The following is a 16,089-nucleotide window of genomic DNA, read 5'->3' as shown; positions in this document are numbered from 1 at the left end:
GAGGTGAGGTTTGCAGGAATGCGGCTGAATGTTTTCTTGGAAGGAGTGGGGCTGGCGGCTCTTGCGCTGCTGGGGGGCGGCGGCCCGCTCTATTACCCGCTCTTGTTTTTCCTGGCGCTCTACCTCTCCTTCCGGGCGGCAAGGGCGAGGCTGCTGCCCCTGCTGGCGGGGCTGGCTGCGGGGGCAGGGCTGGCCAACCTGGCGTTTTGTTTTTCCGGCGGAGCTTTCCGGGTGTGGGAAGCCGTGGATGTGCTGGTGGTGGCGGTCGCGGTGAAGGCGGCCTTCCACCTCTTCTCCTGGGGACACCTGTTTGCCACTTATTACCGCTCGCCCCTGGCCTGGCTCACCACGGTTACCTGGGCCGTGCTGTGGGGCCTGCTCATGAAGTACGGCGGGGCCGGCGGGGTAGCGGTAATACTCTTCCCGGCATGCTGGCTCTGCTTCCTTCCCCTCTGGGCTCCATCATGGCGCGCGCTGCACACCCTGCTTTATACTGCCGCCTACCTTCTTGTCCAGTACCCGCCTGCGGCGGGCTGGGCCTATGTGCTGGCCGCCTTTGGCTTTGCCTTTCTCCCCCACGTTTTGGGGCACCTGTACCCGGAGCGCCGGCACCCCCTGGATTCCCTGCCCGTAATCACCCCCACACTGAGTTTGGGGGAAAAGTTAAAGGCCTGGCGGGACGTCTTTTTCCTGCTGGGGGATTACTATGCCCTGGCCGCGGAAAAGTCCACTTGGTTTCTCCGCCTGGCGCCTGCGGGGCGCTGGCTGTTTGCCGTGGGGATTCTGGGGGAACTCTTGTGCCCCCTGGCGGGTTATTCCCCCGCCTGGGTGCGCTGGGCGTCGGTGCTGCTGGCCCTCGCCGGCCTGGGCCTGGAATTGGGGCTGGGCAACTACGCGCTGGTCATTACCGGCCTGGGCCTTTACGGAGCGGCCCTGGCACTGGGGCGAGGGCTTTTAGGGGGGGAGGTGCGTTATTTCCCTCTCGTCGTGGGCGTGGCTCTCACTTTCCTGGCCGCGGCCCTGTGGGCGGGCCGCCCGCAGGAAACCCGCCGGGACCTGGAAAGGTGGAAAGAGCTCAGCTCGTAACGGCGCGTCATCTTTTCCTGCGGGCGATGATGTAGTAGAACCTGCCATCGTGGCTTCCCCGCGGCTGGTAATCCAGGCCGTGAGCCTCCAGCATTTTGATGACCCGGGTGGCCTGGTGGGCATCGGCGGCTTCCATGACAATGCTCAGCTGGTCTTCCTCGCCCATGGTGTCCAGGGCGGACTTCAGCTGCCCCAGGCCGCGCCCGCTGATGGCCGGTTCCAGGTGAATGGTTATATCGGCCATTTCTCCGCCCCCCTAACTGAGTTTAAGATGGCCGCCGGTTTTCCTGGCTATACATAACTATACGTGATTTTTTTGTCGGTATGCTTGCTGTTGCTTTTAAGGAGACAATTGGTTATAATTACAGAAAACTTTATCTTTTCGCCCTGACCGGTTGGGTTTTATGAACTGGCCGGGAGGGGCCAAAAATGTAGTTAACCTTTCCTGCGAAAAGGGGTTTCCCTGCCGTCAAGGGGGGTGAAAGGTAAGGCAAGGCAAGGCTTGCTTTTCGTGGGAAAAGCAGGCCTTTTTGCTTAAGAAGGGGTGGGATCCTTGGAAAGACGCATAGGGGTAGTAGGTATCCTAGTGCAGGACCGCCGGCAAGCGGCAGGAAAAATCAACAGCATCTTAAGCGAGTACGGAGAGATCATTGTTGGGCGCATGGGTGTACCTTACCGCGAAAAAAATCTGGCCGTGATTGCCCTCATTGTGGATGGCACTACCGACGAAATTGGGGCTATGACGGGAAAGTTGGGTAACATTAAGGGGGTGATGGTAAGGAGTGCTTTGATTTCCCGCTAAAAGGAGTGATGTGCCTTCAGGGTAGAGAAAGATTTTCTGGGTGAGAGAGCCATTCCCAGAGAAGCCTATTACGGCATCCACACGCAGAGGGCCAGAGAAAACTTTGCCGTGTCTGGCCTGCCCGTCCACCGGGAGCTGATCTGGGCCCTGGCCTTGGTGAAAAAGGCGGCAGCCATGGCCAACCTGGAGCTAGGCCTTTTGGAGGAGCGTGTGGCCCGGGCTATCGTCCAGGCCGCTGAGGAGCTGGCCCAAGGGCTGTGGCGGGAGCAAATTGTGGTGGACGCCTTTCAAGGGGGAGCTGGGACCTCCACCAACATGAACGTCAACGAAGTTATTGCCAACCGGGCCATTGAGCTTTTGGGCGGGGAAAAAGGCAATTACTCACTGGTCCATCCTCTGGATCACGTCAACTTGGGGCAGTCTACTAACGACGTTTACCCCACGGCTTTGCGCGTGGCAGCCATCAAGCTGGTGCGGGAACTCAGCCGGGCCATGGCCGAGTTGCAGGGAGCGCTGCAGGAAAAGGAAAAGGAGTTTGCCTCCATCCTTAAGGTGGGCCGCACCCAACTCCAGGACGCGGTGCCCATAACCCTGGGCCAGGAGTTTGGTGCCTGGGCCGAGGCGGTGGCCCGGGACTGGTGGCGACTTTACAAGGCCGAGGAGCGCCTGCGACAGGTTAACCTGGGCGGCACTGCTGTAGGCACCGGGCTAAACGCCAGCCGCCGCTACATCTTCCGGGTCATCGAGATCCTGCGGGAACTCACTGGCTTTGGCCTGGCCCGGGCCGAAAACAGCGTGGAGGCCACCCAGAACGCCGATGTTTTTGTGGAAGTTTCGGGTCTGGTGAAGGCCGCCGCCGTCAACCTAGCAAAAATCTCTGGAGACCTGCGACTTTTGTCTTCCGGGCCGCGAGCGGGACTGGCTGAAATCAAATTGCCTGAGGTACAAGCCGGCTCCTCCATCATGCCCGGCAAAGTTAACCCGGTCATTCCGGAGATGGTTACCCAGGTGGCCTACCAGGTAATGGCCGCGGACGTGGCCATCAACATGGCTGCCGCCTCCGGCCAGCTGGAGCTAAACGCCTTTCTCCCTCTCATTGCCCACAATTTGCTTTGCTCCATGGAGATGTTGGCCAACGCCGCCCTCCTGCTGGCCGAAAGATGTGTGCGGGGCATTACGGCCAACGAAGCCCGCTGCCGGGAGTTGTTCCTGAACAGCCAGGCCCTCATCACCGCCTTTGTGCCCTATATTGGCTACGAGAAGGCCGCCGCGTTGGCCCGGCGCTCGGCGCAGGAAAACCGCCCGGTGACGGACCTCCTGCTGGAGGAGGGCTTGTTCACCAAGGAAGAGATCGAGGCCGTTCTTTGTCCAGAGGAGCTTACTACACCGGGCGTGGCGGGGATCAGCAAGTTAAAGCGTTTTCTAAACAAGGCAGGTGGTTAGCCATGACCCTTAACGCCACCCCCAAAGGGGAAAGGCTGCATATCGCCCTCTTTGGTCGGCGCAATGCCGGCAAGTCCAGCCTCATCAACGCCCTTACCGGCCAGGAGGTAGCCATTGTCTCCGAAGTTCCCGGTACCACCACCGACCCGGTGGCTAAGGCCATGGAACTCCTCCCCCTGGGGCCGGTGATGATCATTGACACGGCGGGGCTGGACGACGTGGGCCCGCTGGGGGAGCTGCGGGTGCAGCGGAGCCTGGCGGTGTTGAGCAAGACCGACCTCGCCCTTTTAGTCATTGACCCAGTCCGGGGCATTGGGCAGTGTGAACAGGAGGTGGTGAAACGGGCTGGTGAAATAGGCGTGCCGGTGGTGGGGGTAATCAACAAAATCGACCTCTATCCCGAGGCTGCCAGTCGGCCCTGGCAACAGGAACTGGGCATTCCCTTTGTAGCAGTCAGCGCTCTTTTGCGCTGGGGTATAGACCGGCTCAAGATGGCTTTGGTACGCCATGTGCCTAAGGACTGGGCCCTGCCTACCATTGTGGGCGACCTCATCCAGCCGGGGGATGTGGTGGTCTTGGTCATCCCCATTGACAAAGCAGCTCCCAGGGGAAGGCTCATTCTACCCCAACAGCAGGTTATTAGGGATGTGTTAGAACACGATGCTGTAGCGGTCATGGTCAAGGAGCGGGAGTTGAAGCATGCCCTGGGAGCGTTGGGTGTCAAACCCGGTTTGGTAGTGACGGATGCCTCGGCCTACTTAAAGGCTGCCGCCGATACCCCGCCGGATGTCCCATTTACTTCCTTTTCCATCCTCTTTGCCCGCTACAAAGGGGACCTGCTTACCCTGGTGGAGGGAGCAAAGGCAGTCAAGAGCTTAAAGCCCGGGGACAGGGTCTTGATTGCCGAGGCTTGCACCCACCACCCCATCCAGGACGACATTGGCCGGGTGAAAATTCCCCGTTGGTTGCGGCAGACCGTTGGTGGGGACTTGCTTTTTGATGTGATCAGTGGTAGCGGTCCCCTACCGGAAAACTTGGCGGACTATAAGTTGGTAGTACACTGCGGGGCCTGCATGCTCAACCGCCGGGAGATGCTCTACCGTTTGTTGCAGGCCCGAGAGGCTGGAGTGCCTATTGTCAATTACGGGGTGCTCATGGCTTACCTGCACGGGGTGCTCAAGCGGGCCCTTTCCCCCTTTCCCCAAGCTCTAGTCGTATTAGAAGAACGGGTGGACATGGAGGATGAATTAGCCCTTTTACGGCAGGGGCGGCAAAAATAGGGTGGATGGCATGCGTAAAGAGTTTTGCGAAGCGCTGGCTAAAGCTCAAAAAAACCACGACCTTTCCCGGGAAGAAATAATAGTGCTTCTTGAGGCCGAGGGAGAGGAACTGGAAGCCTTGGGCCGGGCAGCCGATGAGGTGAGGGAGAAGTACCTGGGGCGCGAGGTGCACCTGCGGGGGATCATCGAGTTTTCCAACCATTGCCGCCAGAACTGCCTTTATTGCGGCCTGCGGCGGGACAACAAGCACTTACGGCGGTATCGCATGAGCCCGGAGGAAATCCTGGCCGCCGCCCGAAAGGCGGTCGAGCTGGGGCTGCCCACGGTGGTCCTACAGTCGGGAGAAGACCCTTATTACAGCGCCCCCGTGGTGGCAGAGATTATCAGGCGCTTGAAAGAAGAGGTGGGGGTAAAAGCAATCACCCTCTCCCTAGGGGAGCGCTCCCGGGAAGATTACCGCCTCTGGCGCCAGGCCGGTGCGGATCGGTACCTCTTAAAGCACGAGACGGCAAACCGGGAGCTTTTTGCTTGCCTGCGTCCGGGCACCAGCTGGGAAAATCGGTTGCGGTGCTTGCTGTGGCTTAAGGAGCTGGGTTATCAAGTGGGCTCGGGGAACATGGTGGGCCTGCCGGGCCAGGACCTGGAAACTCTGGCTGAGGATATTTTGTTGCTAAAGGAGCTGGATGTGGAGATGGCCGGCATAGGGCCCTTCATCCCCCATCCCCAGACGCCCCTGGCCGGGGAAGCCGGGGGTAGCCTGGACCTGACCCTGAAAACACTGGCCGTTACCAGGCTGTTACTTCCTCTGGCCCATCTGCCGGCTACCACTGCCCTGGGAACCATTCACCCCCAGGGAAGGCGCCTGGGTCTCTGTTACGGGGGCAACGTAATTATGCCCGATATAACCCCGCTGCCCTACCGGCGCCACTACCAGATTTACCCTGGCAAAGCTGGTGTGGACCAGGAAATAGAGACCAATGTGGCTTCCATCCGGGACCTAATTGCCTCCTTGGGACGGAGCATTGGGCGCGGGCCGGGACATTCACCTAAATGGCGAGGAGGGGTAGAATTGTATGAGATGCGAGCCGGCCAGCTTTATTAACGAGGAACAAATCAATACCCTCTTAGAAGAGGGCCGCCGGGCACCAAAGTCCCTAGCCCGGAAGATTATTGAAAGGGCCCAGGATGCAAAGGGCCTTACTCCCTTTGAGGTGGCTGTGCTACTCCACGTGGAGGACCCGGAAACCCTCGAGATGATGTATGCTGCCGCCTACCAGGTTAAAGAGAGGATTTACGGCAAGCGATTGGTCCTTTTCGCTCCCCTTTACATCAGCAATTACTGCGTCAACAACTGCCGCTATTGCGGCTACCGCCGGGACAACAGGGAACTGGTCCGGCGCCGATTGACCATGGAAGAAATAAAGGACGAGGTAGTGGCCCTGGAGGCCATGGGTCATAAGCGGCTAGCATTGGAGGCTGGTGAGGATCCCAAGAACTGCCCCATCGATTACGTTTTAGAGGCCATCCGCACCATATATTCCGTAAAAGACAAGAATGGCAGCATCCGGCGGGTGAACGTCAACATTGCCGCCACCACGGTGGAGGAATACCGGCTTTTAAAAGAAGTGGGCATCGGTACCTATATACTCTTCCAGGAAACCTATCACCGGGAAACCTACCGGACTATGCACCCCTCAGGACCCAAGCGGGACTACGACTGGCACACTACGGCCATGGACCGGGCCATGGAGGCCGGCATTGACGACGTGGGCTTAGGCGTGCTGTTCGGTCTTTACGACTACAAGTTCGAGGTACTCGGCCTTATCTTCCACGCCATGCATTTGGAGGAGCGCTTTGGCGTAGGTCCCCACACCATTTCTGTACCTCGCCTGCGCCCGGCTTTAAATGTTGACCCAAACAAATTCCCCCATCTTGTTTCCGATCGTGACTTTAAAAAAATTGTGGCCATCCTGCGCCTGGCCGTGCCCTACACCGGCATCATTCTTTCCACCCGGGAGAAGGCGGAGTTTCGCGACGAGTTGCTTGCCGTGGGTGTGTCCCAAATTAGTGCGGGCTCCTGTACGGGTGTGGGAGGCTACCGCCGTGCTCTGGAGGGGTACCGCCGGGACGGTGAGGATACTTCCCAGTTTCAGGTGGAGGACCATCGCAGTCCCGATGAAGTGTTGCGCAGCATCTGCCTTTCGGGATACATTCCCAGCTTTTGCACGGCCTGCTACCGTAAAGGACGCACCGGGGATCGTTTCATGGCCTTGGCCAAAACAGGCCAGATCCAAAACGTCTGCCAGCCTAACGCAATACTCACCTTCAAGGAATTCCTCCTGGACTACGCATCGGCTGAAACACGGCGGGTTGGAGAGGAGGCCATCCGGAAACATCTGGATTTAATTGAAAACCCTGCTGTGAGACAGGAAACCATAGCCCGCCTGGGGCGTATTGAGCAGGGTGAGAGGGATTTATATTTTTAATTTCGGGTGGTTCCGGGAGACGGGCAGCAGTCTTTTGTTGCCCGTGCTTTTTATTTTTAATTAAAAAAAGGCAAAATTCCGTGAAAAGTGATTAAATGGCAAGCTCAAGGGCAATTTTCTTTTTGTGCAGCTTTTCGTTGAACTTGCATTTTTTTTAGAAAACAACTAACATTCCAACTGATGATAAAAACATTATATTACAAGTAATAAGCATGATTTATTGCTAAATTTTGAGGCAAAAAAATTTCTTAATGGTAGGTGAGCAGGTATAAAATTACATGCTGTTCGCGAGATGTTAAAGGCTGAAGTGATTTACGGTGACGATTTGCTGGATAGGGAGGTTACTTCCGGTTTTGGCTGCGATCTCATCAGCGACTCCCTCTGTTATGCCCGGCCCGGCTGCCTTTTGCTGACTGGACTTACCAACATCCAAATTATCCGCCTGGCCGAAATGGTGGAGGCCAGGGGCATAGTGTTCGTAAGGGGCAAAAGGCCCGGGCCGGAGGTAATTGAGCTGGCTCGGCAGAAGAACCTGCCACTGCTCGCCACCAACATGTTTCTCTTTGAAAGCTGTGGCATTCTCTACCAGGCAGGGTTACGTAGTTCGTAAGTGCGGGGGCATGTAGCCTTGCAGCTGAGGTTTGAAGTGCAGGGGATGGATTTCAGCCGGGCCGGGCAGGCTGCCGCGAAAATTAAAAAGGTGTTGCAACAGGTGGGCGTGGAGCCCGGCATCGTCCGGCGGGCCATTATTGTAGCCTACGAGGCGGAGCTAAATATCGTCATCCACGCCTACCACGGCACCCTGACGGCCAGCATTACTCCCCGTAAGATTGAAATTGTAGCCGAAGACGAAGGACCGGGCATTCCCGATATTTCCTTGGCCATGCAGGAAGGCTATTCCACGGCCCCGCCCCATATCCGGGAGATGGGCTTTGGTGCAGGCATGGGCTTGCCCAATATCAAGAAAAGCGCTGACGATTTGGACATTCAGTCCGAGGTGAACAAAGGCACAAGGTTAAGGGCTGCTATTTTCATTTAGTGGGTGAAGTGGTGACAAAGCGTGCAGCCGTACTTTCACTCCGTGCGCCTGGACGAAAACAAGTGCAAGGGATGCACCAACTGCATCAAGCGCTGCCCTACCGAGGCCATTCGGGTGCGTAAAGGCAGGGCGCGCATCATTGAGGAGCGCTGCATTGACTGCGGAGAGTGCATCCGCGTTTGCCCTAACCAGGCCAAGCTGGCCATTACCGATAGCCTGGAAAGGTTGGGGGAATTCCGCTACACTGTGGCCCTGCCGGCTCCCTCCTTTTTGGCTCAGTTCAAGTCTGAGGTAGCGCCGGAAAAAGTGTGGGGTGGGCTCCTGACACTGGGTTTTGACGAGGTCTTTGAGGTGGCCTTGGCGGCGGAAGCTGTTTCCTGGGCCATCCGGGAATATCTCCAAAGCAATCCTGACCGGCCCCGGCCCTTGATTTCCTCTGCTTGTCCGGCTGTGGTACGGTTAATCCAGGTCCGCTTTCCAAGCCTTCTCGGTCACATCATCCCCATCGAGTCCCCCATGGAAATAGCTGGCCGCCTGGCCCGGGAGCGGGTCTGCCGCATGACCGGTTTTCCGGGCCATCAAGTAGGCACCTTTTTTATTACTCCCTGCCCGGCCAAGGTGACGGAGGTAAAGCAGCCCTTTGGGGGCATATCCAGTGTGGACGGGGCCATATCCATGTCCGACCTTTATGGGGCTTTGCTCCGGCGGCTGGAAACAGCTAAGGCTTACCCCTTGCCTTTGCGGGCTTCAGGTTTGGGAATTGGCTGGGGGCGGGCGGGAGGAGAAAACGAGGCCATTCGCGCAGGTTCGCTGCTGGCGGTGGATGGTATTCACAACGTCATTGGTGTCTTGGAAGAGATAGAAAGGGGCGGCCTGGCCGACATAGATTATCTTGAAGCCCAGGCCTGCACCGGGGGCTGTATTGGCGGACCCCTGGTGCCCCAAAATCCCTTTGTGGCCCGGGTGCGCATGGGCAACCTGGTGAAATCCCATCGCTCCCAGGAAGAGTGGGATTTCCCCCGGGAACTGGGATTCTACCACCGCAAGGTGTCAATATCAGCCAGACCGGCTCTCAAGTTGGCCGAAGACCCTCAGCTAGCCCTGGCCCGCCTGGAGGAAGCGGAAAAGATATCCCGGGAGTTGCCCGGGCTCGACTGCGGTTCCTGCGGCTCCCCCAGCTGCCGGGCCCTGGCTGAGGACATTGTGCAGGGTTACGCCCGCCGCAGCTACTGCATCTTTGAGTTGCGGGAGCGCCTGCAAAAGCTGGCCGAAGAAATAGTGGAGCTGGCTCAAAAGCAACCCCCGGCTATGGGGCGGGAGTGGAGGCAGGCCAGGGAGCGTGGGGAAGTTGATTGACTGGCAAGAAATAGTTGCCGCACTGGAGCTAACGCCTCACCATCCTAAGGATTTGCCCCTGCCGCCTGTGCGCGGTGCCTACTGCGGGGACATGATGAGCGATGTTTTGGCCCATGCCCGCCGGGGGGATCTCTGGATTACCATACAGCGTCATCGAAACGTGGTGGCTGTGGCCACCCTGGTTGGCATCAGCGGGGTGGTTGTTACCGGAGGGAGGGTTCCTCCTGAAGATACCGTGGCGCTGGCCGAGAAAGAAAAGTTGCCCATTTTTTCTACGCCCCTGGACAATTTTCAGGCAGCGGGGAGGCTTTACCGGATATTGGCTAAAGCTGGCTTGGTTCCTGGCATCCAAGGGGGGTGATACACCTTAATACGCAGCTGAGGTTTCTTGATTAAGCGGCGAGTTCTGAAACTTAATGCAAAGGGTAATCCAAGAGGGGGTTGTCTTAATATGGCCGTTACCTGCCAGTGCGGGGGAGAGAGAACTCGTAAATTGGAAGCGTTGCTGGACCGCTACCGCGGGCAGCCCCAGGCCTTAATACAGGTGCTGCACCAGGCCCAAGAAATTTACGGCTACCTTCCCCGTGAAGTGTTGAAGAAGGTCTCTTTAGCCCTGAACGTGCCCCTAAGCCAGGTTTACGGCGTGGTGTCCTTTTACTCCTTCTTTACCATTCATCCCAAGGGCCGGCACCGCATCAGCGTTTGCAAGGGTACGGCTTGCTACGTGCGAGGGGCCGAACAGCTGTTGGAACACTTAAGGGAGGAGCTGAGGATTAAGCCTGGGGAAACCACTGCCGACGGGGAGTTTTCCCTAGAAGTGGTGCGCTGTCTGGGTGCCTGCGGCCTGGGACCGGTCATCATGGTGGACGAGGACGTACACGCCCGGGTGATGCCTGAGCGGATTCCGGACATCCTTTCCGCTTACCGCAGCTAAAAGGCGAGGGATTTCCCGTGATGGAAGAGCTGGCCCACCACATTCTCGACATTGCGCGGAACTCCGTGGAGGCCGGTGCCACCAGGCTGGAAATCACCGTGGAAGAGGACACCCAGAGCGGTGTACTTCGCTTTGTCGTGGGGGACAACGGCCCGGGTATGCCCGAGCACGTACGGCGCCGCATGCTTGATCCATTCTTTACCACCAAGAGCGGCAAGAAGGTGGGCCTAGGCCTGCCCCTCTTGCAGATGGCTGTGCAGCGGTGCGGCGGCCACTTGGAAGTGAGCAGCGCCCCCGGGCAGGGCACCACCGTGGTGGCAACCTTTCCCTATTACTGCTGGGACCGGCCCCCTCTGGGGGACATTCCCCGGACGGTGGTGGGCCTCCTGGCGGGCAGCGACCAGGTGGACCTGTGCTACCGGCACGTGTACAACGGGCAGGTTTTCGAGCTGGATACCGTGGAGATTCGGTTACGCCTGAGAGGTATACCTCTTCAAACGCCGGAGGTGCTGCTCTGGTTGCGCCAGCACCTGGCGGAAAGCATAAACAACCTGTGTGGAGGTGGCGAAGATGGCCAGGATAGACTCGCTCGCCGAGCTGGATAAGTTACGGGAGAGACTCCAGGAGGAAATGCGCTTGCGGGAGGGGGGAGAGGAGGTAAAAGTGGTGGTGACCATGGGCACCTGCGGCATTGCCGCCGGGGCACGGGAGGTTATCACCGCCATCCTGGAGGAAATCAGCAAGCGGGGGCTCAAGGGGGTAACCGTGGGCCAGACCGGGTGTGCTGGGCTGTGTCACTATGAGCCCCTGGTGGAAGTGGAGCGGCCGGGCACGGAAAAGGTTACCTACGTCCACGTGGATGAAAAGAAGGCCCGGGAAATTGTGTCTAAGCACCTGGTTAATGGCCAGGTCATAAAAGAATGGACCATTAAGTAGGGGGTGAAGGGATGAACCTGTACAGGGCACACGTCCTGGTTTGTGCCGGGGCCGGGTGCATTTCCTCAGGATGCCAGGGGGTGAAAAACGCTCTCCTGGAAAGCATCAGCCGCCTGGGCTTGGAGCGGGAAGTAAAGGTGGTGGAGACCGGTTGCATGGGCCCGTGCGACCTGGGCCCGGTCATTGTGGTTTACCCGGAAGGCGTCTTTTACCGCAAGCTTAAGCCCGCCGATGCAGTGGAAATTGCCGAGGAACACCTCCTAAAGGGGCGGGTGGTGGAGCGCCTGCTCTACCGGGTTCCAGAGGACGGCAGAACTGCCGCCACTTTTGACCAGATTGACTTCTTTAAAAAGCAAACCCGCATTGCCTTGCGCAACACGGGCATCATCAACCCCGAATCGGTGGAGGAGTACATTGCCCGGGACGGCTACCGGGCCCTGGGCAAGGTGCTTTCCAGCATGAGCCCCCAGGAAGTAATTGAGTGCGTCAAGAAATCGGGCCTGCGGGGGCGGGGAGGTGCCGGTTTCCCCACCGGACTAAAGTGGGAGTTTTCGGCCAAGGCACCGGGCAGCCCTAAATATGTGGTCTGCAACGCTGACGAGGGTGATCCCGGAGCCTTTATGGACCGCAGCATCCTGGAGGGCGACCCACACAGTGTTTTGGAGGGCATGGCCATCTGCGGTTACGCCATTGGGGCCAACCAGGGCTACGTCTACGTCCGGGCGGAATACCCCCTGGCCGTGCAGAGGTTGAGCCTGGCCATTGAAAAGGCCCGGGAGTACGGCCTTTTAGGCCAGAACATTTTTGGCACGGGCTTTAGCTTTGACGTGGAAATCCGCGTAGGCGCAGGGGCTTTTGTCTGCGGGGAAGAAACGGCCCTGCTGGCTTCCATTGAAGGGCGGCGCGGTGAGCCAAGGCCCAGACCCCCCTTCCCGGCCCAGAGCGGGTTGTGGGGCAAACCAACGGTGATCAACAATGTGGAGACTTGGGCCAATGTTCCGCCCATCATCCTCAACGGCCCGGAGTGGTTTGCCTCCATCGGCACGGAAAAGAGCAAGGGTACCAAGGTCTTTGCCCTGGCCGGCAAGGTGAACAATACCGGCCTGGTGGAGGTGCCCATGGGTACCACCCTGCGGGAGATTATTTTTGACCTGGGCGGGGGGATACCGGGAGGTAAGCAGTTTAAGGCAGTGCAAACAGGAGGACCGTCGGGGGGCTGCATTCCGGCCCGCTACCTGGATGTGCCGGTGGATTATGAATCCCTCACCCAGTTGGGGGCCATCATGGGCTCCGGCGGTATGATTGTTCTAGATGAAGACACCTGTATGGTTGACCTGGCGCGCTTTTTCCTGGAGTTTGTGCAGGACGAGTCCTGCGGTAAATGTTCTCCCTGCCGTATCGGAACTAAGCGCATGCTGGAAATCCTGGAACGCATTACCCGTGGAGAGGGTCGTGATGGGGATATCGAACTTTTAGAAGAACTGGGCCACCACATCAAGTCATCTGCCCTTTGCGGCCTTGGTCAGACGGCGCCAAACCCGGTGCTCAGTACCATTCGCTACTTCCGTGAGGAGTACGAGGCCCACATTTATCAGAAGAAATGTCCCGCCCGTGTCTGCCGCGAACTGGTGGTCTATACCATAGATGAAGAAAAATGCAACGGATGTGGCCGCTGCAGGGTGGTCTGCCCAGCCGGGGCCATATTCGGAGAGAAAAAGAAGCCCCACCGGATAGAGGTGGAAAAGTGTATCCGGTGTGGCACGTGCATGGAGAAATGCAAGTTTAGTGCTATTTACAGCTTGTGATTACGGAGGGAGAGATATGTCCCTTATTAATATAACCATAGACGGCCGACCGGTGCAAGTTCCTCCCGGCACCACTATTTTGGAGGCAGCCAGGAAAGCAGGGGTTAAGATTCCTACCCTCTGCTACCTGGAGGAATTAAGTGTTATTGGCGCCTGCCGCCTCTGCCTGGTACAGGTGGAAGGAGCCCGTACCCTGGTAGCCGCCTGTGTAGCCCAGGCCGGCGAGGGCATGGTCGTGCACACCAACACGCCGGCGGTAAGGCAGGCGCGCCGCGTAAACCTGGAACTGATCCTCTCCAACCACCCCCGGGAGTGCCTGACCTGCCTGCGCAATACCAATTGCGAACTCCAGAGGCTAGCTGCCGAGCTGGGAGTTGACCAGGTCAGGTTTGAAGGGGAAATGTCTCCCTACGGGGTGGATGATTCCAGCCCGGCTCTTGTCCGGGACCCCCGCAAGTGCGTGCTCTGCCGCAGGTGCGTGGCCGTTTGCTCAGAGGTGCAGGGGGTCAGCGCTATAGCCGTCCAGGAACGAGGCTTTGATACCGTAGTTGCTCCGGCCTTTTTGGCCCCCCTGGGAGAGGTGTCCTGCGTCAACTGCGGACAGTGTTCGCTGGTGTGCCCGACGGCGGCCATCCATGAACGTGACCAGACGGCGGAGGTATGGGCCGCCTTGGCTGATCCGGAAAAACACGTGGTGGTGCAAACTGCCCCGGCTGTACGGGTGAGCGTTGGGGAAATGTTTGGCCTGGAACCGGGAAGCATCGTCACCGGCAAGCTGGTAGCTGCCTTGCGGCGGTTAGGCTTTGACCGGGTCTTTGATACCGACTTTGCCGCTGACCTGACCATTATGGAAGAGGCTAACGAGTTTATCCACCGCCTGCAGAACGGGGGGCCTTTACCCCTGATCACCTCCTGTAGTCCCGGCTGGATTAAGTTTATCGAGCACTTCTACCCGCAGCTGCTGCCAAATCTCTCTACCTGCAAATCTCCCCAGCAAATGTTTGGTGCCCTGGCCAAGACCTATTATGCTCAAAGGGCCGGCATTGATCCGGCAAAGATCTTTGTGGTTTCCATCATGCCCTGCACAGCAAAAAAGTTCGAGGCGCGGCGTCCGGAAATGAGGGCCAGCGGCTATTGGGATGTGGATGTAGTGCTCACTACCAGGGAGCTGGGTCGCATGATCAAGCAAGCAGGTTTTGATTTTGCGTCTCTCCCGGAAGAGGACTACGATGAGCCGCTGGGCATCTCTACCGGAGCGGGAGCCATTTTTGGAGCTACCGGCGGCGTGATGGAGGCCGCCCTGCGTACCGCCTATGAGTTGCTTACAGGTGCTACCCTCCTTTCCCTGGATTTTGAAGAAGTGCGGGGGTTGAAAGGAATAAAAGAGGCAGTGGTGGGGGTCAACGGGTGCGAGGTAAGGGTGGCCGTAGCCAATGGGTTGGATAACGCCAGGAAAGTGCTGGATACGGTAATAAACGGTGAGAAGGAGTATCACTTTATTGAGATCATGGCCTGTCCCGGCGGGTGCATTGGTGGCGGCGGACAGCCGATCCCCACCAATAGGGAGACTCGCGCAAGACGCGTGGCCGCCATCTACCAGGTGGATCGTCAGTTGCCCCTGCGCAAGTCCCACGAGAACCCGGCGGTACAGGCCCTGTACAGAGAGTTCCTTGGCAAGCCTTCGGGGCACAAGTCTCACGAATTATTGCACACTCACTACACGCCGCGGGAGCGGTTCTAAGATTCTAAGATGCTACTGAATAAGTAAGCCACCCGGCCTTCCCCGGGTGGCTTACTTATCTCCTTCCAGCAGGCGACGGCAGATTTCCCGGTCTAGCAAAAAGCCCCTGAAAATGCTGGCCGAGAGGCTGTTCTCTTGCCTGGGCCAGGCCAGGTAGTAGTAGTAGTGCACCTCCAGGCCCGGTACTTGCACCTCCGCCACCTGACCTTCTTTCAGGGCACTGCGGGCAGCATGGCGGGATACCGGAGCAACTCCTAAGCCGACGCGTACGGCTTGAATTACTGCCTGATTGCTCCCCAGCTCTAAAACAGTCGGAAAGTGTTCCAGGGTCATACCCTGTCCTGCCAGCCTGCCTTCCAGGGCTTGGCGGGTGGCAGAGCCGGGTTCCCGGACTACCAGGGGTTCTCGGACTAGCTCTTCGAGAGATATGCGCTTTCCTGCCCAGGGGTGCCAGGGGGGAACGATAATCACCAGATCGTCTTCCAGCCAGGGGTGATATTCGACGTTTTCACAGCGCAGGCTGGCTCCTAGGATGCCCAAGTCTACCTCTCGCTCTTCAAGCCAGCGGGCTATGCTGGCACTATTTCCTAACTGCAGGGTAATCCTGACTCCCGGGTATTGCTCCCGAAAGCCCCCAATAAAGAAAGGCAGAAAGCATTCTGCGGGTGTACCGGTAGCTCCCAAAATTAAGTGACCGCTTTTTAAGCCTTTGAGCTCACTGACCATGGCCTTGATCTTGCGGTAATGGCGCATAATTTGCCTGATTTCTGGACACAACAGGCGCCCTGCTTCGGTGAGTACAACCTTTTTCTCATTGCGCTCCAGGAGAGTTACTCCTAGCTCCTCTTCCAACGATTTGATGTGAAAACTTACAGCGGGCTGGCTCATGCCCAGCAACCCTGCCGCCTTGGTGAAATTCCGTAACTCGGCTACCAGCAGGAAAGCCTCTAGTTGCTTAATGTTCATCGTTCATAACCCCGGTTTTACGTTTATTTATGGCCTGCTGGCATAATCATATCATAAGACTAATTACCTAAAAAGTATGAATTATTTTGGTTTTGCAGTTAAATTACTTAGAGAAATGAGGAGCGCGAGGGGGCTGTAATCCCCCTCAATTTATTGAGGGGATACGACGAGCAATTTTGCTGCGTTAGCTCTTACCCTTTCCAGTAAGCTCCCGA

At 57.9% G+C, this 16,089-nt stretch carries 16 protein-coding genes and 1 pseudogene; 15 read left to right on the top strand and 2 right to left on the bottom strand.

Going from position 1 to position 16,089, the window contains the following annotated elements; translation table 11 throughout:
- The first annotated feature begins 36 nt into the window (after window positions 1-36).
- Complete coding sequence (locus G454_RS0103620) at window positions 37-1,086, top strand: hypothetical protein (protein WP_169719303.1); 1,050 nt, start codon at window positions 37-39, stop codon at window positions 1,084-1,086.
- 7 nt (window positions 1,087-1,093) lie between these two features.
- Here G454_RS0103620 and G454_RS0103615 read toward each other — a convergent pair whose 3' ends face one another.
- Entirely contained in the window at window positions 1,094-1,330 is a 237-nt protein-coding gene (locus tag G454_RS0103615) for a hypothetical protein (RefSeq protein WP_027717499.1), read from the bottom strand.
- A gap of 309 nt (window positions 1,331-1,639) precedes the next feature.
- On the opposite strand from G454_RS0103615, the gene G454_RS0103610 reads away from it, so the two are divergent.
- The 14 genes and pseudogenes from G454_RS0103610 (at window position 1,640) to G454_RS0103545 (ending at window position 14,908) form a co-directional block, all read left to right on the top strand.
- Window positions 1,640-1,888: a TM1266 family iron-only hydrogenase system putative regulator gene (locus tag G454_RS0103610; RefSeq protein ID WP_027717498.1), complete on the top strand. Its 249-nt coding sequence runs from the start codon at window positions 1,640-1,642 to the stop codon at window positions 1,886-1,888.
- Window positions 1,889-1,903: 15 nt separating this feature from the next.
- A pseudogene (locus G454_RS0103605) lies at window positions 1,904-3,331 on the top strand (aspartate ammonia-lyase); the annotation flags it as partial.
- Between the two features lie 2 nt (window positions 3,332-3,333).
- A complete protein-coding gene (hydF, locus tag G454_RS0103600; protein ID WP_027717496.1) occupies window positions 3,334-4,611 on the top strand; it encodes a [FeFe] hydrogenase H-cluster maturation GTPase HydF in 1,278 nt (425 codons plus the stop codon).
- A gap of 10 nt (window positions 4,612-4,621) precedes the next feature.
- Window positions 4,622-5,713, top strand: a complete 1,092-nt coding sequence (gene hydE, locus G454_RS0103595; protein ID WP_027717495.1) for a [FeFe] hydrogenase H-cluster radical SAM maturase HydE — start codon at window positions 4,622-4,624, stop codon at window positions 5,711-5,713.
- A complete protein-coding gene (hydG, locus tag G454_RS0103590) occupies window positions 5,685-7,097 on the top strand; it encodes a [FeFe] hydrogenase H-cluster radical SAM maturase HydG (RefSeq protein WP_027717494.1) in 1,413 nt (470 codons plus the stop codon). Before hydE ends, hydG begins: the two co-directional genes overlap by 29 nt.
- Window positions 7,098-7,389: 292 nt before the next feature.
- On the top strand, window positions 7,390-7,707 hold the full coding sequence (locus tag G454_RS0103585) for a DRTGG domain-containing protein (protein WP_211229935.1): 318 nt from the start codon (window positions 7,390-7,392) through the stop codon (window positions 7,705-7,707).
- A gap of 18 nt (window positions 7,708-7,725) precedes the next feature.
- Complete coding sequence (locus tag G454_RS0103580) at window positions 7,726-8,136, top strand: ATP-binding protein (protein ID WP_027717492.1); 411 nt, start codon at window positions 7,726-7,728, stop codon at window positions 8,134-8,136.
- A gap of 21 nt (window positions 8,137-8,157) precedes the next feature.
- Window positions 8,158-9,492 (top strand): [Fe-Fe] hydrogenase large subunit C-terminal domain-containing protein, encoded by a 1,335-nt coding sequence (locus G454_RS0103575; RefSeq protein WP_027717491.1) that lies wholly within the window; start codon window positions 8,158-8,160, stop codon window positions 9,490-9,492.
- Complete coding sequence (locus G454_RS0103570) at window positions 9,485-9,853, top strand: DRTGG domain-containing protein (RefSeq protein WP_211229934.1); 369 nt, start codon at window positions 9,485-9,487, stop codon at window positions 9,851-9,853. Before G454_RS0103575 ends, G454_RS0103570 begins: the two co-directional genes overlap by 8 nt.
- Window positions 9,854-9,943: 90 nt before the next feature.
- A complete protein-coding gene (gene nuoE / locus G454_RS0103565; protein ID WP_027717489.1) occupies window positions 9,944-10,426 on the top strand; it encodes an NADH-quinone oxidoreductase subunit NuoE in 483 nt (160 codons plus the stop codon).
- A gap of 20 nt (window positions 10,427-10,446) precedes the next feature.
- Window positions 10,447-11,031: an ATP-binding protein gene (locus tag G454_RS0103560; protein WP_027717488.1), complete on the top strand. Its 585-nt coding sequence runs from the start codon at window positions 10,447-10,449 to the stop codon at window positions 11,029-11,031.
- Window positions 10,997-11,362: a (2Fe-2S) ferredoxin domain-containing protein gene (locus tag G454_RS0103555; protein WP_425387428.1), complete on the top strand. Its 366-nt coding sequence runs from the start codon at window positions 10,997-10,999 to the stop codon at window positions 11,360-11,362. Before G454_RS0103560 ends, G454_RS0103555 begins: the two co-directional genes overlap by 35 nt.
- An 11-nt stretch (window positions 11,363-11,373) precedes the next feature.
- The gene (nuoF, locus tag G454_RS0103550; RefSeq protein ID WP_027717486.1) at window positions 11,374-13,167 is read left to right on the top strand and encodes an NADH-quinone oxidoreductase subunit NuoF; all 1,794 of its coding nucleotides are present in this window, start codon (window positions 11,374-11,376) and stop codon (window positions 13,165-13,167) included.
- A 16-nt stretch (window positions 13,168-13,183) separates the two neighbouring features.
- Window positions 13,184-14,908: an NADH-dependent [FeFe] hydrogenase, group A6 gene (locus G454_RS0103545; protein ID WP_027717485.1), complete on the top strand. Its 1,725-nt coding sequence runs from the start codon at window positions 13,184-13,186 to the stop codon at window positions 14,906-14,908.
- A 51-nt stretch (window positions 14,909-14,959) separates the two neighbouring features.
- Here G454_RS0103545 and G454_RS0103540 read toward each other — a convergent pair whose 3' ends face one another.
- Window positions 14,960-15,874, bottom strand: coding sequence for a selenium metabolism-associated LysR family transcriptional regulator (locus tag G454_RS0103540; RefSeq protein ID WP_027717484.1), 915 nt, complete (start codon window positions 15,872-15,874; stop codon window positions 14,960-14,962).
- Window positions 15,875-16,089 lie beyond the last annotated feature (215 nt).

The sequence above is a fragment of the Desulfovirgula thermocuniculi DSM 16036 genome (assembly GCF_000429345.1).
In the GTDB taxonomy this organism is placed as follows: Bacteria; Bacillota; Desulfotomaculia; order Desulfotomaculales; family Desulfovirgulaceae; genus Desulfovirgula; species Desulfovirgula thermocuniculi.
This window is presented reverse-complemented; position numbering and strand designations above follow the sequence as displayed.